The sequence below is a fragment of the Microbacterium immunditiarum genome (assembly GCF_013409785.1).
Taxonomy (GTDB): Bacteria; Actinomycetota; Actinomycetes; order Actinomycetales; family Microbacteriaceae; genus Microbacterium; species Microbacterium immunditiarum.
In genome coordinates this window covers 2,427,114-2,453,333 of record NZ_JACCBV010000001.1, presented here as the reverse complement: position 1 = coordinate 2,453,333, position 26,220 = coordinate 2,427,114, and the positions used below count along the sequence as shown (strand labels likewise).

General features: G+C 69.1%; 26 protein-coding genes. 8 read left to right on the top strand and 18 right to left on the bottom strand.

What is annotated here, in order from left to right:
- Positions 1 to 3: 3 nt before the first annotated feature.
- Both uvrA and BJ991_RS11385 read right to left on the bottom strand, forming a co-directional pair.
- Positions 4 to 2,913, bottom strand: a complete 2,910-nt coding sequence (uvrA, locus tag BJ991_RS11390; RefSeq protein ID WP_179490064.1) for an excinuclease ABC subunit UvrA — start codon at positions 2,911 to 2,913, stop codon at positions 4 to 6.
- Between the two features lie 94 nt (positions 2,914 to 3,007).
- Positions 3,008 to 3,448 (bottom strand): MarR family winged helix-turn-helix transcriptional regulator, encoded by a 441-nt coding sequence (locus BJ991_RS11385; protein ID WP_179490062.1) that lies wholly within the window; start codon positions 3,446 to 3,448, stop codon positions 3,008 to 3,010.
- A 32-nt stretch (positions 3,449 to 3,480) separates the two neighbouring features.
- On the opposite strand from BJ991_RS11385, the gene BJ991_RS11380 reads away from it, so the two are divergent.
- A complete protein-coding gene (locus BJ991_RS11380; RefSeq protein ID WP_179490060.1) occupies positions 3,481 to 3,726 on the top strand; it encodes a hypothetical protein in 246 nt (81 codons plus the stop codon).
- A gap of 61 nt (positions 3,727 to 3,787) precedes the next feature.
- On the opposite strand, the gene BJ991_RS11375 is transcribed toward BJ991_RS11380, so the two are convergent.
- From BJ991_RS11375 to coaE, 5 genes are all read right to left on the bottom strand, one after another.
- Positions 3,788 to 4,351 (bottom strand): hypothetical protein, encoded by a 564-nt coding sequence (locus tag BJ991_RS11375; RefSeq protein WP_179490058.1) that lies wholly within the window; start codon positions 4,349 to 4,351, stop codon positions 3,788 to 3,790.
- Positions 4,348 to 4,929 (bottom strand): signal peptidase I, encoded by a 582-nt coding sequence (locus tag BJ991_RS11370; RefSeq protein WP_179490056.1) that lies wholly within the window; start codon positions 4,927 to 4,929, stop codon positions 4,348 to 4,350. Before BJ991_RS11370 ends, BJ991_RS11375 begins: the two co-directional genes overlap by 4 nt.
- Positions 4,930 to 5,043: 114 nt before the next feature.
- A complete protein-coding gene (locus BJ991_RS11365; RefSeq protein WP_179490054.1) occupies positions 5,044 to 5,520 on the bottom strand; it encodes a SipW-dependent-type signal peptide-containing protein in 477 nt (158 codons plus the stop codon).
- A 134-nt stretch (positions 5,521 to 5,654) separates the two neighbouring features.
- Positions 5,655 to 7,736 (bottom strand): excinuclease ABC subunit UvrB, encoded by a 2,082-nt coding sequence (gene uvrB, locus BJ991_RS11360; protein ID WP_179490052.1) that lies wholly within the window; start codon positions 7,734 to 7,736, stop codon positions 5,655 to 5,657.
- A 54-nt stretch (positions 7,737 to 7,790) separates the two neighbouring features.
- Entirely contained in the window at positions 7,791 to 8,429 is a 639-nt protein-coding gene (gene coaE, locus BJ991_RS11355) for a dephospho-CoA kinase (protein ID WP_179490050.1), read from the bottom strand.
- 581 nt (positions 8,430 to 9,010) lie between these two features.
- Here coaE and BJ991_RS11350 point away from each other — a divergent pair.
- Positions 9,011 to 9,763, top strand: a complete 753-nt coding sequence (locus BJ991_RS11350; RefSeq protein ID WP_179490048.1) for a response regulator transcription factor — start codon at positions 9,011 to 9,013, stop codon at positions 9,761 to 9,763.
- A gap of 6 nt (positions 9,764 to 9,769) precedes the next feature.
- On the opposite strand, the gene BJ991_RS11345 is transcribed toward BJ991_RS11350, so the two are convergent.
- The 7 genes from BJ991_RS11345 to BJ991_RS11320 all read right to left on the bottom strand — a co-directional run bounded on the left by BJ991_RS11345 (position 9,770) and on the right by BJ991_RS11320 (position 15,866).
- Positions 9,770 to 10,930 carry a hypothetical protein gene (locus tag BJ991_RS11345; protein ID WP_179490046.1) on the bottom strand — a complete coding sequence of 387 codons (1,161 nt, stop codon included), beginning with the start codon at positions 10,928 to 10,930 and terminating at the stop codon, positions 9,770 to 9,772.
- Complete coding sequence (locus BJ991_RS11340; protein WP_343048727.1) at positions 10,927 to 12,168, bottom strand: sensor histidine kinase; 1,242 nt, start codon at positions 12,166 to 12,168, stop codon at positions 10,927 to 10,929. The genes BJ991_RS11345 and BJ991_RS11340 overlap by 4 nt, the downstream gene beginning before the upstream one ends.
- Entirely contained in the window at positions 12,119 to 12,667 is a 549-nt protein-coding gene (locus BJ991_RS18440; protein WP_246301082.1) for a hypothetical protein, read from the bottom strand. Before BJ991_RS18440 ends, BJ991_RS11340 begins: the two co-directional genes overlap by 50 nt.
- A 133-nt stretch (positions 12,668 to 12,800) precedes the next feature.
- On the bottom strand, positions 12,801 to 14,246 hold the full coding sequence (rpsA, locus tag BJ991_RS11335; protein WP_179490044.1) for a 30S ribosomal protein S1: 1,446 nt from the start codon (positions 14,244 to 14,246) through the stop codon (positions 12,801 to 12,803).
- A gap of 224 nt (positions 14,247 to 14,470) precedes the next feature.
- Positions 14,471 to 15,235 (bottom strand): PH domain-containing protein, encoded by a 765-nt coding sequence (locus BJ991_RS11330; RefSeq protein WP_218852931.1) that lies wholly within the window; start codon positions 15,233 to 15,235, stop codon positions 14,471 to 14,473.
- A complete protein-coding gene (locus BJ991_RS11325; protein WP_179486428.1) occupies positions 15,232 to 15,399 on the bottom strand; it encodes a hypothetical protein in 168 nt (55 codons plus the stop codon). The genes BJ991_RS11330 and BJ991_RS11325 overlap by 4 nt, the downstream gene beginning before the upstream one ends.
- Before the next feature lie 113 nt (positions 15,400 to 15,512).
- Positions 15,513 to 15,866, bottom strand: a complete 354-nt coding sequence (locus BJ991_RS11320) for a TraR/DksA family transcriptional regulator (protein WP_179490042.1) — start codon at positions 15,864 to 15,866, stop codon at positions 15,513 to 15,515.
- Positions 15,867 to 16,020: 154 nt separating this feature from the next.
- On the opposite strand from BJ991_RS11320, the gene BJ991_RS11315 reads away from it, so the two are divergent.
- Positions 16,021 to 17,118 (top strand): FUSC family protein, encoded by a 1,098-nt coding sequence (locus BJ991_RS11315; RefSeq protein ID WP_179490040.1) that lies wholly within the window; start codon positions 16,021 to 16,023, stop codon positions 17,116 to 17,118.
- Here BJ991_RS11315 and BJ991_RS11310 read toward each other — a convergent pair.
- Positions 17,087 to 17,467: a hypothetical protein gene (locus BJ991_RS11310; protein WP_179490038.1), complete on the bottom strand. Its 381-nt coding sequence runs from the start codon at positions 17,465 to 17,467 to the stop codon at positions 17,087 to 17,089. The two genes, BJ991_RS11315 and BJ991_RS11310, sit on opposite strands and share 32 nt — an antisense overlap.
- A gap of 107 nt (positions 17,468 to 17,574) precedes the next feature.
- Between BJ991_RS11310 and BJ991_RS11305 the strand changes: the two genes are divergently transcribed.
- The 4 genes from BJ991_RS11305 (at position 17,575) to BJ991_RS11290 (ending at position 21,804) form a co-directional block, all read left to right on the top strand.
- Entirely contained in the window at positions 17,575 to 18,120 is a 546-nt protein-coding gene (locus BJ991_RS11305) for a hypothetical protein (RefSeq protein ID WP_179490036.1), read from the top strand.
- 182 nt (positions 18,121 to 18,302) lie between these two features.
- Entirely contained in the window at positions 18,303 to 18,875 is a 573-nt protein-coding gene (locus BJ991_RS11300; protein WP_179490034.1) for a hypothetical protein, read from the top strand.
- Between the two features lie 99 nt (positions 18,876 to 18,974).
- A complete protein-coding gene (gene valS / locus BJ991_RS11295) occupies positions 18,975 to 21,554 on the top strand; it encodes a valine--tRNA ligase (protein ID WP_179490032.1) in 2,580 nt (859 codons plus the stop codon).
- 1 nt (position 21,555) lies between these two features.
- Complete coding sequence (locus BJ991_RS11290; protein ID WP_179490030.1) at positions 21,556 to 21,804, top strand: hypothetical protein; 249 nt, start codon at positions 21,556 to 21,558, stop codon at positions 21,802 to 21,804.
- A 52-nt stretch (positions 21,805 to 21,856) separates the two neighbouring features.
- On the opposite strand, the gene BJ991_RS11285 is transcribed toward BJ991_RS11290, so the two are convergent.
- The 3 genes from BJ991_RS11285 to BJ991_RS11275 are packed head-to-tail and all read right to left on the bottom strand — an operon-like array spanning position 21,857 to position 24,056.
- Entirely contained in the window at positions 21,857 to 23,209 is a 1,353-nt protein-coding gene (locus tag BJ991_RS11285; protein WP_179490028.1) for an MFS transporter, read from the bottom strand.
- Positions 23,206 to 23,430, bottom strand: a complete 225-nt coding sequence (locus tag BJ991_RS11280; protein WP_179490026.1) for a hypothetical protein — start codon at positions 23,428 to 23,430, stop codon at positions 23,206 to 23,208. Before BJ991_RS11280 ends, BJ991_RS11285 begins: the two co-directional genes overlap by 4 nt.
- Complete coding sequence (locus BJ991_RS11275) at positions 23,427 to 24,056, bottom strand: ArsR/SmtB family transcription factor (RefSeq protein WP_179490024.1); 630 nt, start codon at positions 24,054 to 24,056, stop codon at positions 23,427 to 23,429. The genes BJ991_RS11280 and BJ991_RS11275 overlap by 4 nt, the downstream gene beginning before the upstream one ends.
- Positions 24,057 to 24,162: 106 nt before the next feature.
- On the opposite strand from BJ991_RS11275, the gene BJ991_RS11270 reads away from it, so the two are divergent.
- The gene (locus BJ991_RS11270) at positions 24,163 to 26,214 is read left to right on the top strand and encodes a M3 family metallopeptidase (protein WP_179490022.1); all 2,052 of its coding nucleotides are present in this window, start codon (positions 24,163 to 24,165) and stop codon (positions 26,212 to 26,214) included.
- The last annotated feature ends 6 nt before the right edge of the window (positions 26,215 to 26,220 follow it).

Sequence of the window (26,220 nt, the reverse complement as noted above, 5' to 3'; positions counted from 1 at the left end):
GCCTCAGCCCGCCTTCCGGCGCTGGGCCTGCGCCCCGAGCACTTCGGCGAGGAACGCTCCGGTGTGGCTTCCCTCGACGCGCGCAACCTGCTCGGGCGTGCCGGTGGCGATCACCTGTCCGCCTCCGTCGCCGCCCTCGGGGCCGAGGTCGACGACCCAGTCGGCGGACTTGATCACGTCGAGGTTGTGCTCGATCACGATCACCGTGTTGCCCTTGTCGACGAGACCGCCCAGCACCTCGAGCAGGCGGCGTACGTCTTCGAAGTGAAGACCCGTCGTCGGCTCGTCGAGCACGTAGATCGACCGCCCGTTCGAGCGGCGCTGCAGCTCTGTCGCGAGCTTGACGCGCTGCGCTTCGCCGCCCGAGAGGGTCGTCGCCGACTGGCCCAGTCGCACGTAGCCCAGGCCGACGTCGACGAGCGTCTTGAGGTATCGGTGGATCGCCTGGATCGGCTCGAAGAACTCCGCCGCCTCTTCGATCGGCATCTCGAGCACCTCGGCGATGTTCTTGCCCTTGTAGTGCACCGCGAGCGTGTCGCGGTTGTACCGCTTGCCGTGGCACACCTCGCAGTCGACATACACGTCGGGCAGGAAGTTCATCTCGATCTTGATCGTGCCGTCACCCGAGCACGCCTCGCAGCGGCCGCCCTTGACGTTGAAGCTGAACCGGCCCGGCAAGTAGCCGCGGGCCTTCGCCTCGGGCGTCTCGCTGAACAGCGTGCGGATGCGGTCGAAGACGCCCGTGTAGGTCGCCGGATTCGATCGCGGCGTGCGCCCGATCGGCGCCTGGTCGACGTGCACGACCTTGTCGAGGTTGTCGAGTCCGATTACTCGCGTGTGCTTGCCCGGAACCGTGCGCGCGCCGTTGAGCCGTGCCGCAAGCACCTCGTACAGGATGTCGTTCACGAGGGACGACTTGCCCGAGCCGCTCACGCCCGTGACGGCCGTGAACACGCCGAGCGGGAAGTCGACCGTCACGTCCTTGAGATTGTTCTCGCGTGCGCCGACCACCGTGACCTGACGGCTGCGGTCGATGCGGCGGCGCTTCTTGGGCGTCGGGATCTCGCTGCGGCCGGCGAGGTAGTCGCCCGTGATCGAGTCGCGGTCGGCGAGGAGGGACTCGAGCGGCCCGGAGTGCACGACCTGCCCGCCGTCGACGCCCGCGCGCGGGCCGATGTCGACGATCCAGTCGGCGGCGTGGATCGTCTCTTCGTCATGCTCGACGACGATGAGGGTATTGCCGAGGTCGCGCAGCGTCAGGAGCGTCTCGATCAGTCTCCGGTTGTCGCGCTGGTGCAGACCGATCGACGGCTCGTCGAGCACGTAGAGGACGCCCGTGAGGCCCGACCCGATCTGCGTGGCGAGACGGATGCGCTGCGCCTCCCCGCCCGAGAGCGAACCAGCGGAGCGACTGAGGTTCAGGTAGTTGAGCCCCACCTGGATGAGGAAGTCCAGGCGCAGGCGGATCTCACGGAGCACCTGCGCGCCGATCGTGGCCTCGCGGTCAGTGAGCTCGAGGTGCTCGAAGAACTCGCGCGCATCGGCGAGGCTCAGGCGCGAGGCATCCGCGATCGAATGTCCGTGCACGAGCACGGACAGCACTTCGGGCTTCAGACGCGCCCCGTCGCACACCGGGCACGGGATCTCTCGCAGGTAGTCGGCCCAGCGCTGGCGCTGCGTGTCGGTCTCCGCCTGTACGTACTGGCGCTCGATATACGGCACGACACCCTCGAAACCCGACGAGTACCGCATCTCACGGCCGTACCGGTTCTTCCAGCGCACCGTCACCTTGTAGTTCTCGCCGCGGAGCACCGCGTCCTTCACGGCGGCGGGGAGCATGCGCCACGGAGTGTCGAGCGAGAAGCCGAGGTCGGCCGCGAGGCCCTCGAGCAGACGCTCGTAGTACTGGAAGAGCCCCTTGCCCTGCGTGGTCCACGGAAGGATGACGCCCTCGCGGATCGAGAGGTCTTGGTCGCCGAGCATGAGGTCGACGTCGACCGACATGCGCGTACCGAGGCCCGAGCACGCGGGGCACGCGCCGAAGGGCGCGTTGAACGAGAACGTGCGCGGCTCGATCTCGGTGAGCTGCAGCGGGTGGCCGTTGGGGCACGCGAGCTTCTCGGAGAACGACTGCCACGCGTCGTCGCCCTCCTCGTCGACGAAGTTGACCTGCATGATGCCGCCGGCGAGCGACAGTGCCGTCTCGACCGAGTCGGTCACGCGCTCGAGGATGCCGGGAGCCGCGACGAGACGGTCGACGACGACGGCGATGTCGTGCTTGTAGCTCTTCTTGAGCACGGGCGGCTCGGCGAGCTGGATGAGCTCGCCGTCGACGATCGCTCGCGCGTAGCCTTTTGCGCCGAGCTCGCGGAACAGCTCGACGAACTCGCCCTTCTTTTGCGTGACGACCGGCGCGACGATCTGGTAGCGCGTGCGCTCGGGGAGCTCCAGGAGCTGATCGGCGATCTGCTGCACCGTCTGGCGTTGGATGACCTCGCCGCACTCGGGACAGTGCGGGATGCCGATCCGCGCCCACAGCAGGCGCATGTAGTCGTGGATCTCGGTGATCGTGCCGACCGTCGAGCGGGGGTTGCGGTTCGTGGACTTCTGATCGATCGACACCGCGGGGCTGAGGCCCTCGATGAAGTCGACGTCGGGGCGGTCGACCTGACCCAGGAACTGGCGCGCGTAGGCGCTCAGCGACTCGACGTAGCGGCGCTGACCCTCGGCGAAGATCGTGTCGAAGGCGAGGCTCGACTTGCCCGAGCCCGAGAGGCCCGTGAAGACGACGAGCGAATCGCGCGGGATGTCGAGATCGACGTTCTTCAGATTGTGGACACGAGCACCCCGGACGCTGAGCGTTCCGGGGTTGGTGGTCCCGTTTCCGGGCAGGGCAACAGGGACGATTGGCACGCATTCAAGTGTAGGTGGGGCCTCCGACACGCGGCTCGGGGTTCGCCGGGAGCGCACCCCCGGCGATACCGCGGGAGCTCGTCGTTCCGCCCGGTCAGAGCGGGATTCGGCGTCCGGCGAAAGGAGCGAGCCCGTCGCGGAGCCGCGTGAGCTGCTCGGTGTCCATGCCGGTCCGCGCCATGATCTGCTCGGGCACGGCGAGGGCCTGTTCGCGGAGCGCGCGCCCCGCAGCGGTGAGTGAGATCTCGAGGACGCGCTCGTCGTCGACACGCCGAACACGAGAGACGCGCCCCTGCGCCTCCAGGCGCTTCACGAGCGGCGAGAGCGTCGCCGGCTCCATCGCCAGCTCTTCCGCCAAGTCGCCGAGCGACCGCGGCGAGCTCTCCCACAGCGCGAGCATCACGAGATACTGCGGATGCGTCAGCCCGAGCGGCTCCAGGACCGGGCGGTACAGCGACACGACGTTGCGCGCGGCCGTCACGAGGGCGAAGCACAGCTGGTTCTCCAGCTTGAGCAGCTCGTCTCGGGCATCCATGGCGCAAGTCTACCTAATCGCTTAGTACACTAATGATCATGGCACGAACGGATCCCGAGCCCCACCGTCCCCTGCGCGAGCGGGTCCGCGAGGCGGGCGGCTGGTACGCCTGGATCAACTCGCGACTCATCCGTGTGGCCGGGCCGGCGTCCGTCGGGCCGTACGACACGACTCCCGAGCCTTCGCACACGCACTCCCCTTGTCCGCTGTGTGGTGCGCTCATGGCGCAGCACACGTTCGACAGGTCGGGACCCAAGCCGCGGATGCACTGCCCGTAGCGCACGGAAAAGTCCGGCCCTCCCGCGTGGGAAGGGCCGGACTCTCCGGGGAGTGACGGACTCAGTCGGACACGACGATGTCGTGCTCCTCCTCTTCCGCCTCGAGCGCGTCGGACTCGTTCTCGGCGGAGCCTTGCTCCTCGATCACGTCGTCCTCCGGCTCGGTCTCGGCGGGAGCGTCGGAGTCTCCCGCGTGGTCTGGTTCGGGCACTGCCGGCTCCTCGGGGATCCCAGCCTCCGGCTCAGTCTCCTCGACCGGGGGCGCCGGCGCCGGGTCTGCCGGCGGCGCAGGCTCCGGCTCGACTGGCGGGGCCGGCTGTGGCTCCGGGTCGGCCGGCTCGAACGGCTGCTCGGGCAGGACCGGCGCCGGGTGGTCCGGCTCCAGCTCAGGGCCCGTCGTCGGGGGCGGCGCGACCGGCACCGGCGGCGCGGGCTCCGCCGGCGGCGCAGCCTCGTCAGGCGCGGCATCCGGCCCTTCGATCTCGCCCTCGGCGGTCTGCACCGAACCGGTGATCACCACCGAGTCCGTCCACGCCGCGCTGGTGAAGGTCGTGGCGGCACCACCGAATGCGAGGCCCGCGGCGGCGATGAATCCCACCAGCGCCTTGATGATCACGCTGTTCATGCGCTCACCAACTCCTTCTCCTTGTCCGGCTCGGGAGCGATCTCCTCGGGCCGGGCTTCGTCTTCTCTGCCTTGCCGTCGCGACGGGATCATCGCGAGGGCGGCGAGGGCCAGCAGCCCCGCGAGCAGCGGGACTCCGACTTCCGGTCTCATGAGCGTCTCGGCGACGTACCCGGCGCCGGGGATGGTGAGGACGGGTGTCCACACCGGGTCATCCGCACCGAGGAGGTGCTGCTGCGCGTCCGGATGCGCGTTCGCGTCGCCCTGCAGGCGCAGCGTCACCGTGTCGCGGGAGCGCTCGAGCTCGACGATGCGATGGGTCACGAAGACGCCACCCTCGTTCGGGAGCGACGCGACGTCGCCCACCCGCAGATCGCGCGCGGGCGTCGGAGTCGCCACGAGCAGGTCTCCCGTGTCGATCTCGGGCGCCATCGAGCCCGAGACCACGATGAGCGGCTGCACGAGCCCCGCGGCGTTCCCCACCCAGAGAGCGCCGCTGACCAGGCCGATTACGGCCAGCACCCACAGCATGGCCGAGCCCGCGGCGCGGGCGGCTGCGGTCGATCTGCTTCTCTTCATTGGTCCATTCCTCTGCGGCCGATCGGCCGCGGTCGTCGGTCGAGCGTCTCCGCGCCGGTCTCACGGGAGGGAGGGACCCTCCCTCCCGTGACCGGCGCCCAGTCGTCGGCGGCGTCAGCGGGCGCTGCTCGCCGGGAACGTGAGCTGGAGCTTGCCCGCCGTGCTCATCGGCAGGTCATCCGCGACGTGGAACGTGACCTTGATGTTCACATACCCGTTCGGAGCCAGCGACGCGGGCAGGTTCTCGACGCTGTGCGTGATCGCCCCGTTCAGCGCAGGGTCCACCTCGAGGACGCTCTCGCCGAGATAGGCGTTCACCGTCGAGTTGTTCTTCAGGGCGATGGTCTTGGTCACATCACCGGGCTGGAGGTTCTTGAACGCGTCGCCGAGGTCGATCGGGCCGTCGTACCAGGCCCCGCCCTGGACTGCGCCCCGCAGATCGAACTTCGCCGACTGAACGTCTCCGGCGAAGGTCACCTGGTCGGTCCAGGCGGCGGTCGTGATGGCGCCGCCGATACCGAGTACGGCCACGGCAGCGATGCTCGCCCGGAGCATGGCTCCGCGGCGATCCTTCTGCGTTGTCGTGGTCATGGGTCTTCCCCTTACGTCATGGCCTTGTGGGCCTCATGGCGGCCGGACGCGCTGGCGCCGGCCGTGCATCTCCTTGGATGCACAACCATTGTAGACGTGTGGTCAGACCACAGCCTGGGAGACCGGTGACAACGCTATGCGTGCCCTGCCTTCTCCATCGCACGGAGCTCGCGCTTGAGATCCTGCACCTCGTCGCGCAGTCGCGCCGCGAGCTCGAACTTGAGCTCTCCCGCCGCCGCGAGCATCTGCTCGCTGAGGTCGGCGATCGTCGCCTCGAGCTGCGCGGCCCCCTCTGCGGCGATGCCCTCGCGCCGAAGCTGCGGAGTGGGCGACTTGCCCTTGCCCGATTTCGTCTTCGCGGCGGCCTTGCCGCGCAGCATCCGATCGGTGTCGGATGCCTCGCGCGCGAGGACCTCGGTGATGTCGGCGATGCGCTTGCGCAGGGGCTGCGGGTCGATTCCGCGCTCGAGGTTGTACGCGATCTGCTTGTCGCGGCGGCGGTTCGTCTCGTCGATCGCGTTCCGCATCGAGTCCGTGATGGTGTCGGCGTACATGTGCACCTCGCCCGACACATTTCGCGCGGCGCGGCCGATCGTCTGAATGAGGGACGTGCCCGATCTCAGGAAGCCCTCCTTGTCGGCGTCGAGGATCGCGACGAGCGAGACCTCGGGGAGGTCGAGACCCTCGCGGAGGAGGTTGATCCCGACCAGCACGTCGTACACGCCGGCGCGCAGCTCAGTGAGCAGCTCGACGCGGCGGAGCGTATCGACATCGGAGTGCAGGTAGCGCACGCGCACCCCGTGCTCGCCGAGGAAGTCGGTCAGCTCTTCGGCCATCTTCTTCGTCAGGGTCGTCACGAGCACACGCTCGTCGCGATCGGCGCGGACCCGGATCTCTTCGAGCAGGTCGTCGATCTGACCCTTCGACGGCTTGACGACGATCTGCGGGTCGACCAGGCCGGTGGGTCGGATGATCTGCTCGACGACGCCGTCCGCGACGCCCATCTCGTAGCGCCCCGGGGTCGCGGAGAGGTACACGGTCTGCCCGATGCGCTGCTTGAACTCGTCCCACCGCAGCGGACGGTTGTCGAGTGCGCTCGGCAGACGGAAGCCGTGCTCGACGAGCGTGCGCTTGCGCGAGGCATCGCCCTCGTACATGGCGCCGATCTGCGGCACCGTGACGTGCGACTCGTCGATCACCATGAGGAAGTCGTCGGGGAAGAAGTCGAGCAGCGTGTGCGGCGGCTCTCCCGGTGCGCGGCCGTCGAGGTGCCGCGAGTAGTTCTCGATGCCGGAGCAGAACCCGAGCTGCTGGAGCATCTCGAGATCGAAGGTCGTGCGCATGCGCAGGCGCTGCGCCTCGAGGAGCTTGTTCTGCGACTCGAGTTCCTTCAGTCGCTCGGCGAGCTCCTCTTCGATCGTGCCGATCGCGCGGCGAACGGTTTCAGTGCCGGCGACGTAGTGCGACGCGGGGAAGATCGGAACAGAGTCGAGCCTCTGCACGACATCGCCGGTGAGCGGATGCAGCATGTACAGCGCCTCGATCTCGTCGCCGAACAGCTCGATGCGGATCGCGTACTCCTCGTACACGGGGATGATCTCGATCGTGTCGCCGCGCACCCGGAAGTTGCCGCGCGAGAAGTCGACGTCGTTGCGGTTGTACTGCATGGCGATGAACTTGCGGATGAGGGCGTCGCGGTCGTAGACCTCGCCGACCTGGAGCGCCACCATCGCGCGCATGTACTCCTCGGGGGCGCCGAGGCCGTAGATGCACGACACCGTCGAGACGACGACCACATCGCGCCGGCTGAGCAGCGAGTTCGTCGTGGAGTGACGCAGCCGCTCCACCTCGGCGTTGATCGACGAGTCCTTCTCGATGAAGGTGTCTGTCTGCGGGACGTACGCCTCGGGCTGGTAGTAGTCGTAGTACGAGACGAAGTACTCGACCGCGTTGTGCGGCATGAGCTCTCGGAACTCGTTGGCGAGCTGGGCGGCCAGTGTTTTGTTGTGCGCGAGCACGAGCGTCGGCCGCTGAACGGCCTCGATGAGCCAGGCCGTCGTCGCCGACTTGCCCGTTCCCGTCGCCCCCAACAGCACGACGTCTGTCTCGCCGGCGTTGATGCGCGCCGCGAGCTCGGCGATCGCCTGGGGCTGGTCGCCGCTCGGCGCGTACTCGCTGACGACCTCGAAGGGTCGGACGGATCGCGTCGTCTGCATCCTTTCAGCGTAGAACGGACCTGCGACATCGGGACCGGCGTTCGCTGATCGCGGTCAGTACGGCCACGCCCCGCCGCGATCGGGTCGTCGCGCGATGAGCTCCGGAAGCGCCGCCCACAGCTCGTCGACTTGGCGCAGGGTGTCGTCGATCGTGCCGGTCGTGTCGATCACGACGTCCGCGATTGCGAGCCGTGCGCTGTCGTCCACCTGCGAGGCGACGCGGGCCGCGGCATCCGACTCGCTCATCGCCCGAAGATCCACGAGACGCCGCAGCCGGACGTCCGCCGGTGCGTGGGCCACGACGATGAGCTCCCACGGGTCGTCGACGCGCGCCTCGACGAGCAGCGGAACGTCGTACACGACGATCGCGCGCGGGTCGGAGGCGAACGCCTCGTCGAACCGCCGCTGGGACTCGGCCCGGACGGCGGGGTGGACGATGCGATTGAGCCGCGCGACCGCGTCGTCATCGCCGAACACGCGTGAACCCAGACCCGGTCGGTCAAGCGAGCCGTCGGGGCGGATGACATCCGCCCCGAACTCCCGCGCGATCTCGTCGAGCACCGGCGACCCAGGCTGCTGCACGTCGCGGACGATCGCGTCGGCGTCGACGACGATCGCGCCGTGCTCGGCGAGACGCGTGGCGATGGTGGACTTGCCCGAGGCGATCCCCCCGGTCAGGGCGATGAGCGGCATGCACACGAGGATGCCACGACTGCGACTCCCCGGCGCACTCGCCAACCTTTGGACGCTCCTGAGGAACGCCTGAGGAGCGCTTGAGGGGCGACCACTAGGTTTTGGGATACCCGAAAGAGAGACGGACTTCGGCACGAGCGGAGTCTGGGGAGGTCGTGAGATGCTCGAGCGGCGCCGCACATCAGCGCCATCGACTCACGCGGCCCTCTGCTCGTGCCGCACCGCCGTCGCCCACGCGCGACGCGGTGTCTGCCCGGATCCCATCAAAGGCGTAGGCGACGGTGCGGGGGCACCCGCGCAGCGCCGGAGGGCGATGCGGGTGGCGTGGGCGCACGCGGGGGGCGCGCCGCCCACCACTCGCAGCGGCAGGGCGAGCGACGGGGAGCGACTGGGGACCCCCCCTCGCCGTCCTTCCGTATCGCCACCGCGTCGACGCGGCGTCGCTCCGCTTGACGCACTCGGCCCCTCCCCATGCGGTGATTGAGATGCCCGGCGACCGCCGGTTCGAGGCGGCGTTCTGGGATATCATGACCGACGTCAACGATCCGACGGCGGAATCAGCCGCGCCCGGGGGTGCTTCGATGGATCAGCAGCGCGTCGCGGTGGTGATCGAAGACGAGGAAGACATCCGCTCACTCTTGAGCACCGTGCTCGCCAACGCGGGCTTCACCGTGCACGGCGCCGCCACCGGAGCCGAGGGCCTTCGCCTCGTCCGCGACCACGAGCCGCTCGTGACGACGCTCGACGTCAACATGCCCGGCATGGACGGATTCGAGACGGCGAAGCGGATCCGCACGTTCAGCTCCACGTACATCGTGATGCTCAGCGCCCGCACCGAGGAGATCGACGCACTGCAGGGACTCGAAGCCGGCGCCGACGACTACATCGCCAAGCCCTTCCGCCCGCGTGAGCTGCGCGCCCGCATCGACGCGATGCTCCGCCGTCCGCGCCATCGCGTCGACATCGCACCCACGGCCGGCACCGACCCCATCGCCGAGCCCGCCCTACCGACGAACTGGCTCGAGCACAAAGGCGTTCGCCTCAACCGCGACATGCGGATCGCGACGCTCAACGGGCAGGACCTCGAGCTCACGCGCAGTGAGTTCGACATCCTCGCCGACCTGCTCGCCGCAGGCCGCCGTGTGCGTGGCAAGAGCGATCTCGCCCTCATGCTCCGCGGTGAGCGGTACACGGGAATCGAGTACGTGAGCGACAGCGACGCCCGCGCGATCGAGGTGCACGTCGCGAACCTGAGACGCAAGCTCGGCGAGTCGCCGGCGAACCCGCAGTGGATCGAGACCGTTCGCGGCGTGGGCTATCGCCTCACCGCCTGACGCCGGTCAGCGCTCGTCGCCGACGAGGACGGATGTCTCGACGCTCGCGGCCGCGCGCCGTGCGGCGTCGCGCGCGATGCGCACGAGGGCCTCGGTGTCGTACCCAGCCGTGTCGCTCAGGCTCACGCCGACGCCCACCACGGGCAGCACTCCCCCGCCGACCTTCCCGAGGTCGTCGAACAGCCCTCGGTAGATGACGCCCGCGTTCCGCCGGGCCGTCGCCGGCGAATCCGCGACCATGGCGACGAGGAGTCCCGTGGGACCGTCCTCGCCGACGATCGCGTTGGACGGGGCGTGCCTTCGCACACCCGCCCGCCATGCGTCGGTCACCGCGCGGGCCACCTCACTGCCGAACGCCGTCGAGATCTGGTCGAGGTCCTCGACGCGGATCGCGATGACGCCCACGAGATCGCTGCGCCACGCCGCGCGGCTGCACACGTCGCTCAGATCGCGCTCGAACGCCGCGATCGGGACGATCCCGTCCTTGCGATCGCCGTGGGCGACCGGCCCGTACCCGCGCACGGGCGCGCGGGATGCGCGCAGCACCGACGTGACGACCACGGCCACGATCGTGAGCACGACGGTGAGCATCGCGGTGTTCCCTGTGCCGAACACGCCCTGGAACAGCGTGCTGTCGGGACCGGCGATGAGGAACGCACTCGTCCGCGCGATGAAGTAGATCGCCTGGAACGCCAGCACGGTCGCAAGCACCCACGCCGTCCTGCTCTCGAGCAGCGCGCCGCGCAGGCATTCGGCGGCGCCGAGGCCCGCGAAGGCGACGAGCGCGAGGAACATCCACGTCGCGCCCGCCCAGTCTCCGCCGACGGGGTCGAGCATGGTCGCCAGGGCGGCTCCGCCGACCGCGAGGACGACGACGGCGGATGCCGCGACCATGCGCCGCCCGTTGTACGCCCGCGCGCCCAGCCACATGCATCCGGTCCCTGCGACGAAGGCCGCGTTGCCGACCGCGATGGGCCACGCAACCCCCGGCATCTCGGTCCATAGGACGTACGCGATCGTCGTGAGCATCGCCGCCAGGAAGCCGATAGACCAGATGCGGCCGGCGCCCTCGTCCCGCCGGATGATCGTCTCGACGATGAACAGCACCCCGCTCGTGTTGACGACGAGGGCCGTCATGACCATCACGCTGAACAGGTCGAGGTTCATTCCGTGCTCACGCTCCCGCTCCACGCCGGCCCGGCCGCGGCCGCGGCTTGAGTCGCCGGCAGCTTGACCACGAAGGTCGAGCCGACGCCGGGCGAGCTGTGCAGGCCGATGTCGCCGCCGTGTGCGCGCACGATGTCGCGGCAGATCGAGAGGCCGAGCCCGGTGCCGGTGCCCCGCGGCGCCGAGGCTCGATAGTAGCGGTGGAACAGCCGCGCGCGATCCGCCTCGCCGATGCCGACACCGGTGTCGCGCACGAGAACCCACGTCGAGACTCCGTCGGTCGTCGTGCCGAGGAACACCGAGCCGCCGTCGCGGTTGTACGTGATCGCATTCGCGAGGAGGTTGTCGATCACCTGCCGCAGCCGCATCGGGTCCGCCCACACCTTCGCGGGCTCGAGCCCGCTGGTCTCGATCGTGATCGCGCGTGACCGTGCTCGCGGCAGCATCGCCTCCGCCGCCGCCCGCGCGATGTCGTCGGCGCTCACCTCGCGCGGCGACACGGTGAGCTCGGCCGACGAGGGCGAAGAGCTCGACGCCGCGAGGATGTCCCCGACGATGCCGAGCAGCCGCTCCGCATTGCGCTCCGCGATCTCGAGTCCCCCGCGCACGCGCTCGGGCAGTTCCTCGTCGTCGAGCGCGAGATCGAGGTACCCGAGGATCGAGGTCAGCGGTGTGCGCAACTCGTGCGAGACGGATGCCACGAGGTCGTCGCGCGCGCGGAGGGCGGTGAGCTCCGCGGTGACGTCGCGCGAGATGACGACCGCTCCGGCGTCCGCCCCCGATGTGTCGGTGAGCCGTCGCGCCGTGATGTTCAGCGCGCGGCGGGCACCCGAGGGGTCGCCGAACCACACGACCTGGCCGTCGAACGCCTCGCCGCGCAGCGCCCGCTCGAGCGGCAGCTCTCCGGGCGGAAGGAGCGTCTCGCCGTCGTCGAGGTAGGCCGGCACCTCGTGCTCGTCGCTGGGGTCGTCGGGGTCAGACAGGTCCGTGCGATCGACCGCGCCGAGCGCGAGCTGCAGGCGGCCGTGCGCCTCGTTCGTGACCGCCACCTCGCCGTCGGGTCCGATGCGGATGACGCCGAAGTCGACGGCGTCGAGCACCTCGGTCAGCTCCTGCTCCTGCCTTCGCGTCCGTTCGAGCACGCGCCGGAGCAGCTGCGCCTGCTTCGCGAGGAGCGTGCGCTGCGCGTCAGTGCGTCGTGCGGTGAGGAAGTTCGTCGCGGCGACCGCGAGCAGCACGAGCGGCAGGAGAAGCGTCGCGTAGTTTGAGCTCCTGGCCGCCGACGGGCAGGAGGATCGCGAGCATCGCCGCGATGCCGGCGACCGCGCCGTAAAGGCCGAGCGCGCCGAATCCAGCGGAGAGCCACGTGACGGGGAAGATCCACAGGAGCCCGAGGGGCGACCGCGGCGACGACAGCTGGATGAGGATGATCGCGACCATGTCCAGCGCCGGGATCATCGCGACCCAGCCGGGTGCGAGACGGTTCCACGGGATGAGGAAAGTCGCACCCGTGAGCACGAGCACGAGCACGACCCCGAAGAAGAAGAGCGCGATCTCGCCGCCGAACGGTCCGAGGGCGACGATCACGGCGAGGATGAACACGACGGTCGCAAGCAGCAGCTGATTGAGCACGGCCGCTCGTTCGCGCGTGCGGTCGGCGCCGCGATCGCTGAACGTGCGCACGCCGGCGTCGACGAAGTCGGTCGGCGGCGCGACGTCGTCGTCTGCCACAGCCATACCGTGAAAGGTAACCGAAACCGGGCACGTGCGCGCGGGATCGCGTACTCGATGAGACGGATGCCGCGGCATCCGTCTCACGCAAAGGGAAGGGGCCGGAACCCGAAGGTTCCGGCCCCTTGCGTGGGATCGATCAGCGACCCGACAGCTTCTCGCGCAGAGCGGCGAGCGCCTCATCGTCGGCGAGGGTGCCCTGCGGACCGCTCTCGGATGCGAAGCTCGACGGACCGAGGTCGGTCGCGGCAGCCTCGGCCTCGAGGGCCTTGGTGACCTGCGCCTTGTGGGCCTCCCAGCGCGCGTGGGCGGCAGCGTACTCCTGCTCCCACTTCTCGCGCTGCTCGTCGAAGCCTTCCTTCCACTGGTTGGTCTCTGGGTCGAAGCCCTCGGGGTACTTGTACTCCCCGTTCTCGTCGTACTCCGTGACCATGCCGTAGAGGGCCGGGTCGAACTCGGTGCCGAACGGGTCGACCGAGTCGTTCGCCTGCTTGAGCGACAGCGAGATGCGGCGACGCTCGAGGTCGATGTCGATGATCTTGACGAAGACCTCTTCGCCGACCGACACGACCTGCTCGGCGAGCTCGACGTGCTTGCCCGAGAGCTCCGAGATGTGCACGAGGCCCTCGATGCCGTCCGCGACGCGGACGAACGCACCGAACGGAACGAGCTTGGTGACCTTGCCCGGCGCGACCTGGCCGATCGCGTGGGTGCGGGCGAAGACCTGCCACGGGTCCTCCTGCGTCGCCTTGAGCGACAGCGAGACACGCTCGCGGTCGAGGTCGACCTCGAGGATCTCGACGGTGACCTCCTGGCCCACCTCGACGACCTCGGACGCGTGCTCGATGTGCTTCCACGACAGCTCGGAGACGTGCACGAGACCGTCCACGCCGCCCAGGTCGACGAACGCACCGAAGTTGACGATCGACGAGACCGTGCCCTTGCGGACCTGGCCCTTGTGCAGGTTGTTGAGGAACGTGGTGCGCGACTCGGACTGCGTCTGCTCGAGGAGGGCGCGACGCGACAGAACGACGTTGTTGCGGTTCTTGTCGAGCTCGAGGATCTTCGCCTCGATCTCCTGCCCGAGGTACGGGGTGAGGTCGCGGACGCGACGCAGCTCGATGAGCGAGGCGGGAAGGAAGCCGCGGAGGCCGATGTCGACGATGAGGCCGCCCTTGACGACCTCGATCACCTGACCGGTGACCACACCGTCGTTCTCCTTGATCTTCTCCACGTCGCCCCAGGCGCGCTCGTACTGGGCGCGCTTCTTGGAGAGGATGAGGCGCCCTTCCTTGTCCTCCTTCTGGAGAACGAGGGCCTCGACCTCGTCGCCGACCTTGACGACCTCGTTGGGGTCGACGTCGTGCTTGATGGAGAGTTCGCGGGAGGGGATGACGCCCTCGGTCTTGTAGCCGACGTCGAGGAGGACCTCGTCGCGGTCGACCTTCACCACGGTGCCTTCGATGAGGTCGCCGTCATTGAAGGACTTGATCGTCTTTTCGACCGCGGCCAGGAAGTCCTCGGCAGATCCGATGTCGTTGATCGCGACCTGCTTGGTGGCCGGGGCGGTCGTTGCGGTAGTCATGTAGTGGGTTGTCCTAGTTGGTTGTTGTTCGGGCTCCGGCACGCGACTTCCTTGTTCTGTCGCGGTCGTGAACGACCGAGGAGCAAGGCGCAGCACACCGGAGCGGAGCGGATTGTTGTCGTGCGATGCCACACGGACCGAAGTCCGGGCGTGCAGAACGAGCCACACGTGTGACACTCCAGAGTATCAGAACGCCGTCGGCGACAGTGATGTTCCCGCGCGGCTCAGGCTCCCGTGCGCGGCAGGTCGATCGGCGCCGTCGTCGTGCGGTCGGGATCGAACGGCGGGTAGGGGCTCTCCTCCTCGCCTCGCAGCTCGGCGATGCGCTGCGCCTCGCGCAGCTGCGCTGCCTCGAGCCAGCCCATGCGGCGCCAGCTGTCGTCCTGCGCGGGCGCGGGTGCATCAGTCGGCTCGACCGGAGCGACCGTCCGCGCGGGCTCCGCGGGTCGCGACACCGGCATGGGGCTGCTCATCCCGCCGGGCTGGGCGGCCAGGCCCCGCAGGCCTGCCTGCTGGATGACGCGCTGGATCGTCAGGCCGCGCCCGTCGGGGTCGCCGACGTACTTGATCTCGCGCAATCCCTGCTCCTGGGCGGCGGATTCGAAGATGAAGTGGCCGTAGCCCAGCATCCGTCCGATCAGCGGCCTGTGCACCGAGATGTCGAGGATTCGCGCGAGCGGCATCGTCGCGATGCGCTGCGACAGGATCCCGTGCACGCGGAACACGCGCATGTTCGTGATGACGAACCGGTCCACGTGGCGATCGAGGATCCGCCACCCGCCGTGCACGATGATCGCGGCACCGCCCAGAACGGGCAGCCACCACACCTGCGACGGCACGACGACCACGAAGGCCATGACGAAGACCCCGCCCAGCATCTCGAGTGCGGCCGAGACCAGAGCCGCCCAGTGCTTCTTCACCTCGTCGATCACGACCTCGCCGAGATCCGAGATGAGATGCTTCTGAGTCTTCGGGTCGAACAACCTCACCCGCCCGCGAGGCTGACGAAGAACTGCGTCACGGCGACACCCGCGCCCCACACGGCGCCGACGGCGCCTTGCACCGCGTTCGCAGCGTCTTCGGGACGGGTCACGAGGTAGAACACGGCGAACGCGATGATGAGCCCGATCACGATTCGCTTGACCAGCTTCACGGCACGGGGTCCCTTCAGTCGGCGAGATTTTGGACGGTCCCCCCGGATCGTAACGGTGCTGTTCTACCGCAAAAGCGGCCGGATGCGGCACCCAACGCGCCGATATGACGAAGTCAGCCGCCCGCCCGCTCCGCGCACGCGACGCAGCGAGTGGCCGTCGGACGGGCGCGCAGCCGAGCGACGGGGATCGGCTTTCCGCAGTCCTGGCAGACGCCGAACTCGCCCGCCTCCCACCGTGCGAAGGCCGCCTCGATGTCGTGCTGCTCGCGTGCGATCTCATCGCGCAGCCCCGCCAGGCGCGACCATTCGGCAGAGAGCGTCGCGCCTTCGGGGTCGTGCTCGTCGTCGGCCTGATCGCCCCGCCGATCGGCGCGCAGCTCTTCGAGATCCGCGTCGATGGCCGCCAGTCGCGCGGACGCATCCGCGGCGAGCTCGTCCAGCAGCTTGCGCATCTCGGCCTCGCGCATCTCGACCTCCCCACCGGCTCGATTGTTCGAGACTAGACCCGCCCCATCGGGTCGAGGCCGTTGGCGTCCCGGCGCGCCGGGCGCGCGGCATCCGTCTGTCACAGGTCGCACATTCCCCCCCACATCCAGGGCGGCCGGGCCGTAGCGTGGGCGCATGCGCATGACCCAGTCGTTCCGTGCGACGAAACGGGCTCCGCTGCTGCAGGTGACGAAGTCCGCCGTCGCCACTGTGGTCGCGTGGATCGTCGCGGCGCTGCTCGTGCCCGGTCCGCCGCCGGTTTTCGCGGCGATCGCGGCGCTGCTCGTGGTCCAGCCGAGCCTGAACCAATCGTTCACGAAGGCCGTCGAACGAAGCGTCGGCGTGATCGTGGGCGTCGTGATCGCGTCTCTGCTGGGCCTGGCCTTCGGGTCGGCATCATGGGTGATCCTGCTCGCGACGGTCATCGCCCTCGCCGTGGCGTGGGCGCTGCGGATGACGTCCGGCACCACGAACCAGGTCGCGATCAGCGCGCTTCTCGTGCTCGCCCTGGGCACCGCAACACCCGGATACGCGATGAACCGCGTGCTCGAGACGCTCATCGGCGCCGTGATCGGCATCATCGTGAACGTGATCCTCGTGCCTCCCGTCGCGGTCGCGCCGGCGCGGACGGATGCTCTGGGCCTCGGCGCGGCCGTCGCCGACTCGCTCGAGCGGCTCGCGCACGCCCTCACCTCGGTGCAGACTCCCGCGCAGCTCACCGGACTCATGCTCGAGGCCCGCCTCATGCGCCCGATGGTGCGCAAGGCGGAGACCGACATCGACGCCGCGAGCGACTCCCTCACGCTCAATCCGCGGGCGCGCCGCCACCGGGCGGACCTCGCCGTCTCGCAGGCGCTCGTGGACCGATACTCCCCCATCGTGACGCAGGTGATCGGGATGACGCGGGCGGTGGTGGACCGCTACGACCCCGGGCTCGTCGACGAGCCGGCCGTCCACGCGATCGCCGACCAGCTGAGGCGCGCCGCCCACGACGTGCGCCTCGACCCGCAGCGCGCGACCGCTGCGCCGGACCTGCCGCCCGTGCCGCACGCCGACTCAGCGGGACTGCCGGACGAGGAGCCCGCCCTCACGGCACCGCTGACCATCGAGACGCCGTCCGTCGACCACTGGGTCCTCATCGGGTCGCTGCTCGAAGACCTGCGCCGCATCCACGACGCGCTCGTCGAACCGCCGGCGGTCGCTACGGAGTCCGCTCCGCCACCACCACGGTGAACTCCAGCGGCTGGATCCCGCCGTCCTCGTTCGTCATCACGACGCCCGTCGACCCGACCCCCACGGCGTTGACGCCCGGGTTGAACGTCGCCGTGTCGTCCTCGCGCCCCTGCGAGAACGTGGCGACGGACTCGTCCTCGATCTCGGCGGTGTAGCTGTCGACCGGGAGCGACCCCGTGTCGATGTTGAGCACCTGTCCCACGACGAGGTCGACGGTCTGCCCCTGCAGATCGTTCGCGCTCATCGTGACCGGTGCGATCACAGGCTGGTTCATCGCCGGCGTGCACGCGGTGAGGGCCAGCGCGGCGGTGACGGCGACGAGAGCCGAGAAGACTCGAACGGATCTCACGGTGGTCAGCATGGCATTGCACGGATGTCCCGTCTACCACTCCTCCACACGACGCCGCCTGTGGACAACTCAGCAGCGGCGCAGGCTCGCGGGACTACCGTGTTCGTGTGCTGCCACGGATCGTATCGGGCCTCGTCGCCCTTCTGCTGGTCGGCGCGATGGCGACCGGATGCAGCGGCCAGCCCGCGCCCGAGCCCTCGACGCCTTCGGCGCCGACGTTCGCGAGCGATGAAGAGGCGTTCGCGGCGGCCGAGGAGACCTATCGGGCGTACGTGGATGCGTTGAACGCGGTGGATCTGAGTGACCCGGCGACGTTTGAGCCGGTGTTCGCGTGGCTCACGGGCGATGCGAGTGCCGATGCCCGCCAACAATTGAGTGAAATGCATGCCAACGGATGGCAAGTCGAAGGCACCACTGCAATTGTGCTTGCGGAGGGCCGCCCACCGGGCTCCGCATTCGCCACAGCTTTGAACGTGTGCGAGGACGTGTCCGACGTGGACGTCGTGGATGCCACAGGGACGTCGGTAGTCAGCGGCGATCGTCCAGACGTGCAACCGGTTCTCGTTGGTTTCGAGTTGAGTGTTACCTCCCCAACCGGACTGTTGATGTCGAGCATTGAGGGACGACAAGGACCACCGCTGTGCGAACAGTAGGCATCGTCGCGTCTGCGGTACTCGCTCTGTTGCTTGCTATCGCACAGTCAGATCCGGCCGCCGCCGAAGGCTGCAACCGGTGGCTCGATCAGTGCGCCGTGTCCAACTCGGGCGAAAGCGTCGATGTCGCCGGGTCCACGACTGACGACGGGGATTCGAGTCCGTCAGATGAGTATCAACACGTGGCCGCACCGCCACCCACCGCCGAACCAGACGACTGCGCATCCGCCACCGTCTGCCGCGCGATGCCGTACGAGATCGTCTCGATCCCCGACGTCATGATCGAGGACCTCGCCTCGTTCCGTCCCTCTCCCCCGACTCTGACCGGCGAGCCGCTCGGGTTCGGGGTCGTCGGGCTGCCGACGAACGTCGTGGCCGCGGCATCCGAACAGCGCCTGAGCGGTGAGCTGCTCGGCTGGGACGTGACCGTCCGCTTCCGCCCCGCGGGCTACGTGTTCGACTACGGTGACGGCACCACGGGCCGGACGGCGACGGGCGGCACGTCGTGGGCCGCGATCGGGCAGGCGCAGTTCACGCCGACCGCGACGAGTCACACGTATCGTGCACGCGGCACGTACACCGTCTCGACCCGTGTGCTCTACTCGGCCGCCGTCGACTTCGGGTCGGGCGTGTGGCGGGCGGTGCCCGGCTACGTCACCGCCCACTCGGGCGCGTATCGGATCGACGTGCTCGAAGCACGCACGGCGCTCGTCGACCGAACGTGCGTCGAGGATCCGCGCGGCCCCGGCTGCTGAGGGCACGCAGCGACGATCAGGGACGACCGGTAGAATCGCTGCGTTCCCACACTCAGGCACGCTCACACAGTGCCGCACATATCGCCTTAGGAGACCCCCATGGCCGACGCGCAGATTCCCGACAAGCCCGCCCTCGAGGGTCTCGAGCAGAAGTGGGACGCCGCGTGGCGCGAGCAGGGAACCTACCTGTTCGACCGCATCGGTGCCGCCGAGGTCGGCCGCGACGGCGTGTACTCCGTCGACACTCCCCCGCCCACGGCGTCGGGAAGCCTCCACATCGGGCACGTCTTCTCGTTCACGCACACCGACCTCAAGGTGCGGTTCGAGCGCATGCGCGGCAAGACCGTCTTCTACCCGATGGGCTGGGACGACAACGGCCTGCCGACCGAGCGCCGCGTGCAGAACTACTACGGCGTCCGCTGCGACCCGTCGCTGCCGTACGACCCCGACTTCACGCCCCCGTTCGAGGGCGGCGAGAACAAGAGCAGCAAGGCCGCCGATCAGGTGCCGATCAGCCGCCGCAACTTCATCGAGCTGTGCGAGACGCTCACCGTCGAAGACGAGAAGCACTTCGAGGCGCTGTTCCGCCAGCTCGGTCTGAGCGTCGACTGGACCCAGACCTACCGCACGATCTCCGACGACACGATCCGCACGAGCCAGCTCGCGTTCCTGCGCAACCTCGAGCGCGGCGAGGCGTACCAGGACCTCGCGCCCACCATGTGGGACATCGACTTCCGCACCGCGATCGCGCAGGCGGAGCTCGAGGAGCGCGAGCAGCCTGCCGCGTTCCACCGCGTCGCGTTCCACCGCGCCGACGGCTCGGGCGATGTGCACATCGAGACGACGCGTCCGGAGCTGCTCGCAGCGTGCGTCGCGCTCGTCGCCCACCCCGACGACGAGCGCTATCAGCCGATGTTCGGCACGACCGTCCGCACGCCGCTGTTCGACGTCGAGGTGCCGGTGCTGGCGCATCCGCTCGCCCAGCCCGACAAGGGCTCCGGCATCGCCATGATCTGCACCTTCGGCGACGTGACCGACATCGTGTGGTGGCGTGAGCTCGATCTGCCGAACCGCACGATCCTCGGGCTCGACGGACGCGTCGTCGCCGACCCGCCCGCGGCGATCACCTCGGACGCCGGCCGCACCGCGTACGCCGAGCTCGCAGGCAAGACCGTCTTCAGCGCGAAGAAGCGCATCGTCGAGCTCCTCCGCGAGTCGGGCGAACTCGTCGGCGAGCCGAAGCCCTTCACGCACGTCGTGAAGTTCTACGAGAAGGGCGACCGCCCGATGGAGATCGTCTCGACGCGCCAGTGGTACATCCGCAACGGCGCGCGCGACGAGGCACTGCGCAGCCGGCTCATCGAGCTCGGCCGCGGCATGGCGTGGCATCCGGACTTCATGCGCGTGCGCTACGAGAACTGGACGAACGGCCTCACCGGGGACTGGCTCGTCTCGCGTCAGCGCTTCTTCGGCGTGCCGATCCCCGTGTGGTACGCGCTCGACGAGAACGGCGAGCGCGACTACGACCGCGTGCTCGCACCGGATGCGTCGCAGCTTCCGGTCGACCCGAGCACCGACGTCCCGTCGGGCTACACCGAGGACCAGCGCGGCAAGCCCGGCGGCTTCGACGGCGAGAACGACATCTTCGACACATGGGCGACCTCGTCGCTCACGCCGCAGCTCGCGGGCGGCTGGGAGCGCGACCCCGAGCTGTGGAATCTCGTCGCGCCGTTCGATGTGCGCCCGCAGGGTCAGGACATCATCCGCACGTGGCTGTTCTCGACGATGCTGCGCAGCGCGCTCGAAGACGGGCGGGCGCCCTGGACGGATGCCGCGATCTCCGGCTTCATCGTCGATCCCGACCGCAAGAAGATGTCGAAGTCGAAGGGCAACGTCGTGACGCCCGCCGACATCCTCGCGCAGCACGGATCCGACGCCGTCCGCTACTGGGCCGCCTCGAGCCGCCTCGGCGCCGACGCGGCGTTCGACCCGCAGAACCCCACGCAGGTCAAGATCGGCCGCCGCCTCGCGATCAAGGTCCTCAACGCGGCGAAGTTCGTGCTGTCGTTCCCCGTGCCCGAGGGCGCCGAGATCACGCACGCGCTCGACGCGTCCATGCTCGCAACGCTCGACGAGGTCATCCGCCAGGCGACGAAAGCCTACGAGGCGTACGACCACGCTCGTGCCCTGGAGGTCACCGAGGCGTTCTTCTGGACGTTCTGCGACGACTACCTCGAACTCGTGAAGGAGCGCGCGTACGACCGCACCGACGTCGGTCAAGCATCCGCCGCTCTCGCCCTGTGCCTCGCGCTCTCGACGCTGCTGCGTCTGCTCGCGCCGGTGCTCGCGTTCGCGGCGGAAGAGGCGTGGTCGTGGTTCAACGACGGCTCCGTGCACGTCGCGTCGTGGCCCGAGCCGCTCGAGATCCAGGGCGACCCGGTTATCCTCACCGCGGTGAGCGAGGCGCTCGTCGGCATCCGTCGCGCCAAGACCGAGGCGAAGGCCTCGCAGAAGACGCCGGTGGCCCGTCTCACGATCGGGGCGCCTGCGGCGGCCGTCACGGCGCTCAAGGCAGCGGAGGGCGACCTCAAGGCGGTCGGGCGCATCGACGACCTCACTTTCGCGGATGCCGAGGCCGTCGCGGTCTCCGACATCGAACTCGTCCCCCAGGAGGCCTGACATGCAGCTCGGCACACGCTGGACCTCGGGCGACGAGCCGCCGAAGGCGGTTCCGGAGGCGCTGGTGCGCGGCATCCGGTCTGTCGACGCGTCGATCCCCGGCGACGAGCTCGGTCAGCCGCGTCCGCGCTGGACGCTCACGTGGCTCGAGGGCAAGCCGATCGCCGAGCTCGACACCGGGGTCATCGTGACGCTCGACGAGAACGGTGAACCGGTCGCGCAGAACGACCCCGACGCGGGGTTCGCCTGAGACGTGAGAAGGGGCGGTGCCGCGGCTGCGGCACCGCCCCTTCGTCCTGCGGTCACACGTGCTCGACGCCCGCCTCGGCACCTGCCTTGCGCGTGCCCACGATGAGCAGCCGCGAGCCCAGGAGGGCGGCGACGACGATCACGCCGCCTCCGACGATGAACGGCACTCGCAGGTCGATGCGAGACACGAGTCCGCCGAGGATCGTGGCGATCGGGAAGAGTCCCCACGTCAGCATCCGGATGATCCCGAGCACGCGGCCGAACAGGTGCGCGGGCACGATCTGCTGACGCAGCGCGCCCCACGGCACGTTCCAGATCGAGACGGACATCGCGCCCACCGCGTACGCGACGCACGCGGTGGCCACCTCGGGCGCGAGCCCCGTCAGCAGCAGCCCCACGCCGGCGCCGATGTTCGCCGCGAGCATCACGGTGCCGCGCCCGAACCGCTCGACCAGCCGGGACGCGATGAGCGAGCCGATGAGAGCACCCACGCCGATCGACGCCGTGACGAAGCCGATCGCCGCGGGAGCGACGTGCATGACGTCGAGGAAGTACAGGATGGTCGCAGCCTGCGAGAAGGTGAGCGCGCTGCCGACGAGCGCGGTGAACATCACCATCGTGCGGAGGTATCGCTGGTGCCACAGGTACGAGATCGCCTCACGCGCGGAGACCTTGGACGGGGAAGGCGGTGCGGGCACGGGTTCGGCCACCGCGCCGGCGGTGACGTCCGGAGCATCTGCGTCGACGACGACGTCTCGCTCGCGCAGAGCACGCGCGGCCGAGAGCGGGAGCAGCAGGGCGAGCACGATCGGCACGAGGTAGCCGGCCGACCCGACCCACAACGGCAGTGCGAGCGAGGCGGCGAACAGCAGACCGGCGATCGGCTGCGACACGAACGAGTCGATCGTGATCTGTGCGGCCTGCATGCGTCCGTTCGCGCGGTCGAGCTGCGGACGGGTCACGACACCGGGGATCACCGCGTTCGTCGCGTTGTCGAAGAGCGTCTCGCCGAGGCCGAACACGAGTGTGCCGAGGAACAGCGCCCACAGGTCGAGTGACCCGGTCACCGTGAGCACGGCGAGCCACAGCGCGACGCCGCCCCGGATCCCGTTCGCGACGGCCATGATGACGCGCCGGTCGAAGCGGTCGACGATCATTCCCGCCGGCAACCCGAACACGAGCCACGGCACGAAGGCCAGGGCCGTGATCACCGAGATCGCGAGAGGGTCGCGTGTGAGGGTCGTCGCGATGAGCGGGACCGCGGTGCGGCCGAGCCCGTCGGCGAGGTTGCTGAACGCGGCGGCCGTCCACAGTTTGCCGAAGTCGCGGCCGAGCGGGGCCCTGCTCCCGCGCCCGGCCGCGCGCTCGGGTGCCTTCGGCGCGGCGGTTTCGGTCGCCTCGCTCATCGCGGGAGCGTACCGGTCGCGCCGAGCGCCTCAGCGCGGCGGCGCGCCTCGACGTAGCGGTCCTGAGCCGCGGCGGCGGCACGGGCCGCGGTCATCGCGCGGCGCTCGAGGCGGCTCGCGACGAAGGCCTCGACGGCGGCCGTCACGCGCAGCAGAGCACGCTCGAAGCGCGTGGTCGACACGCGGGGGTGGGAGAACCGCGGTGCGGAGATCGTGGTCATGACTCTTCTCCAAGCTGTGGGAGCGGGAAGACGTCGGCGCGGATCGTGACCGGCCGCACGTCGTCGCCTGTCTGGTTGCGGTAGTTGTCGACGGCCTCATCGATCAAGGCCATGATCTTGCGGGTCAGCTCCGCGCTCTGCGCCGGCGTGAGGCGGGCGTGGGCGGTGGAGATCATGCTCGACTCCTGCCACGCCTCCTCTTCGTCGGTGAGCCCGTGTCGAATGAACTCCATGAGCTGCTCGTTGCGCAGCCGGAAGAACTCGCTCATCACGAGCTGTGTCGCGGCGCGCCCCGACGGTGTCTTCATCGCGTCGGGGTTGGCGAAGGACACGCCCCCGACAGGTCGCTGCCACCAGCGCTCGCGGGCGTTGCCCCGACCTTCGACCTCTTCGATCAGGTCGTGCTTCGCGAGTGCGCGCAGGTGGTAGCTGGTCGATCCCGACGACTCACCCAGCCGCTCGGCGAGTGAGCTGGCGGTCTGCGGACCGTACTGGCTCAGGATGTCGTAGATCCGCACCCGCAGCGGGTGCGCCAGAGCCCGGAGGGCGCCGGTGTCGAGCACGCGGTCGTCAGGGCGGGCGCCCAGCAGAGCCTTGTCGTCCTCTTCGCGGATCTCGTCTTCCATGGCCCTCACGTTACTCGTGCAAACAACTCTTTGCAAGTATTCCTTTGCAATCGCTTGTTTGCAAAGGAATGGCGGCACCCGATGCCACCTCAGTAGGCTGGGAAGCATGGCGACCGACAACCCGCTGCTCTCCCCCAGTCCGCTGCCCTATCGACTCCCCGACTACCCCGCCATCAGACCCGAGCACTACCTCCCCGCATTCGAAGAGGCCTTCGCGCTGCACAAGGCCGAGGTAGCCGAGATCACCCGGAACGCCGAGGAGCCGACGTTCGAGAACACGCTCATGGCCCTCGAAGAGAGCGGCCGCCTGCTCGGCGATCTCGCGCGCACCTTCTACACGGTGTCGTCCGCCGACGCGACAGATGAGATCCAGCGCATCGAAGAGACCCTCGCACCCCTCATGGCCGCGCACCAGGATTCGATCCAGCTCGACAGCGCGCTCTTCGGCCGCATCCGCAGCCTCTACGAGAAGGCCGGCGACCTCGGCCTCGACGAGGAGCAGCGGTATCTCCTCGAGCGCCATCACACCGAGATGTCGCACGCCGGTGCCGGGCTCGACGACGCCGCGAAGACGCGGCTCACCGAGCTGAACCAGCGTCTGTCGACCCTCACCACGCAGTTCGAGAAGAACCTCCTCGCCGACACGAACGACCTCGCGGTCGTGTTCGACGATGCGTCGGAGCTCGACGGGCTGACGGAGGGCGAGATCTCGGCTGCTGCCCAGGCCGCGGCCGACCGCGACCTCGAGGGCAAGTACGTCGTGACGCTCACGCTGTTCACGGGGCATCCGTATCTGTCGACGCTCACCCGCCGCGAGAGCCGCAGGCGCATCATGGACGCGTCCCGTGCGCGCGGGTCGCGCGGAAACGAGCACGACAACCGCGCGGTGCTCCTCGAGATCGTGCGCCTGCGCGCGGAGCGCGCCGAGCTGCTCGGCTACCCGTCGCACGCGGCGTATGTGACGTCCGACGAGACGGCGGGCTCCCCCGAGGCCGTGCATTCGCTGCTGCGCGAGCTCGCGGCCCCGGCCCGGCGCAACGCCGAACGCGAGCGCGAGGCATTGCAGGCGATCATCGACGCCGAGCCCGAGCCGTTTCTGCTCGAGGCCCACGACTGGGCGTTCCACACCGAGAAGGTGCGCGCCGCGCAGTACGACCTCGACACGACGGCTCTGCGCCCGTGGTTCGAGGCGGAGCGCGTGCTGCAGGACGGCGTTTTCCGCGCGGCGACGGATCTGTACGGCGTCACCTTCGTCGAGCGCGAGGATCTGCCCGCGTACCACCCCGACGCCCGCGTGTTCGAGGTGTTCAACGCGGACGGCTCAGCGCTCGGCCTGTACATCCTCGACCTCTACACGCGTGACACGAAGCGCGGCGGCGCGTGGATGAACTCGATCGTCTCGCAGTCCCGCCTGCGCGGCACGAACCCGGTCGTCGTCAACAACCTCAACGTGCCCAAGCCGGCGGCAGGTCAGCCGACGCTGCTGACGCTCGACGAGGTCACGACCCTGTTCCACGAGTTCGGGCACGCGCTGCACGGGCTGTTCGCGACCGTGACCTACCCGCACTTCGCCGGCACGAACGTGTTCCGCGACTTCGTCGAGTTCCCGAGCCAGGTCAACGAGATGTGGATCTACTGGCCCGAGATCCTCGACTCGTACGCCCGGCACGTCGAGACGGGCGAGAAGCTGCCCGTGGGCGTCGTCGAGAAGCTGCGCGCCACGGAGTCGTTCAACCAGGGGTTCGCGACGAGCGAGTACCTGGCCGCGTCGTGGCTCGACCAGGCGTGGCACTCGCTCTCGAGCGAAGAGGCGTCGCGCGACATCGACGTGGCCGAGTTCGAGGCATCCGCCCTCGCCGACATCGGCCTCGACAACCCGGTCGTGCCGACCCGCTATTCGTCGACGTACTTCGCGCACGTCTTCTCGGGCGGGTACAGCGCGGGCTACTACTCGTACATCTGGAGTGAGGTGCTCGACGCCGACACGGTCGAGTGGTTCCGCGAGAACGGCGGGCTGCGTCGCGAGAACGGCGACCGCTTCCGGGAGCGGCTGCTCGGCGTCGGCGGATCGAAGGACCCCCTTGCGGCGTACCGGGACTTCCGCGGGCGCGACGCCGAGATCCAGCCGCTGCTCGAACGGCGCGGCCTGGTCGCGTGATCCGGT

Bases quoted from the DNA above. Each gene is read 5' to 3' on its own strand.
- rpsA (WP_179490044.1), bottom strand. From the start codon at position 14,246: ATGACTACCGCAACGACCGCCCCGGCCACCAAGCAGGTCGCGATCAAC.
- BJ991_RS11380 (WP_179490060.1), top strand. From the start codon at position 3,481: ATGATCATGGCACGAACGGATCCCGAGCCCCACCGTCCCCTGCGCGAG.
- BJ991_RS11285 (WP_179490028.1), bottom strand. From the start codon at position 23,209: ATGAGCGAGGCGACCGAAACCGCCGCGCCGAAGGCACCCGAGCGCGCG.
- BJ991_RS11370 (WP_179490056.1), bottom strand. From the start codon at position 4,929: ATGAAGAGAAGCAGATCGACCGCAGCCGCCCGCGCCGCGGGCTCGGCC.
- BJ991_RS11315 (WP_179490040.1), top strand. From the start codon at position 16,021: ATGCGCATGACCCAGTCGTTCCGTGCGACGAAACGGGCTCCGCTGCTG.
- BJ991_RS11375 (WP_179490058.1), bottom strand. From the start codon at position 4,351: ATGAACAGCGTGATCATCAAGGCGCTGGTGGGATTCATCGCCGCCGCG.
- BJ991_RS11350 (WP_179490048.1), top strand. From the start codon at position 9,011: ATGGATCAGCAGCGCGTCGCGGTGGTGATCGAAGACGAGGAAGACATC.
- uvrB (WP_179490052.1), bottom strand. From the start codon at position 7,736: ATGCAGACGACGCGATCCGTCCGACCCTTCGAGGTCGTCAGCGAGTAC.
- BJ991_RS11270 (WP_179490022.1), top strand. From the start codon at position 24,163: ATGGCGACCGACAACCCGCTGCTCTCCCCCAGTCCGCTGCCCTATCGA.
- BJ991_RS11345 (WP_179490046.1), bottom strand. From the start codon at position 10,930: ATGAACCTCGACCTGTTCAGCGTGATGGTCATGACGGCCCTCGTCGTC.
- BJ991_RS11280 (WP_179490026.1), bottom strand. From the start codon at position 23,430: ATGACCACGATCTCCGCACCGCGGTTCTCCCACCCCCGCGTGTCGACC.
- valS (WP_179490032.1), top strand. From the start codon at position 18,975: ATGGCCGACGCGCAGATTCCCGACAAGCCCGCCCTCGAGGGTCTCGAG.
- BJ991_RS11275 (WP_179490024.1), bottom strand. From the start codon at position 24,056: ATGGAAGACGAGATCCGCGAAGAGGACGACAAGGCTCTGCTGGGCGCC.
- BJ991_RS18440 (WP_246301082.1), bottom strand. From the start codon at position 12,667: ATGGCTGTGGCAGACGACGACGTCGCGCCGCCGACCGACTTCGTCGAC.
- BJ991_RS11290 (WP_179490030.1), top strand. From the start codon at position 21,556: ATGCAGCTCGGCACACGCTGGACCTCGGGCGACGAGCCGCCGAAGGCG.
- BJ991_RS11365 (WP_179490054.1), bottom strand. From the start codon at position 5,520: ATGACCACGACAACGCAGAAGGATCGCCGCGGAGCCATGCTCCGGGCG.
- coaE (WP_179490050.1), bottom strand. From the start codon at position 8,429: ATGCCGCTCATCGCCCTGACCGGGGGGATCGCCTCGGGCAAGTCCACC.
- BJ991_RS11385 (WP_179490062.1), bottom strand. From the start codon at position 3,448: ATGGATGCCCGAGACGAGCTGCTCAAGCTGGAGAACCAGCTGTGCTTC.
- BJ991_RS11320 (WP_179490042.1), bottom strand. From the start codon at position 15,866: ATGCGCGAGGCCGAGATGCGCAAGCTGCTGGACGAGCTCGCCGCGGAT.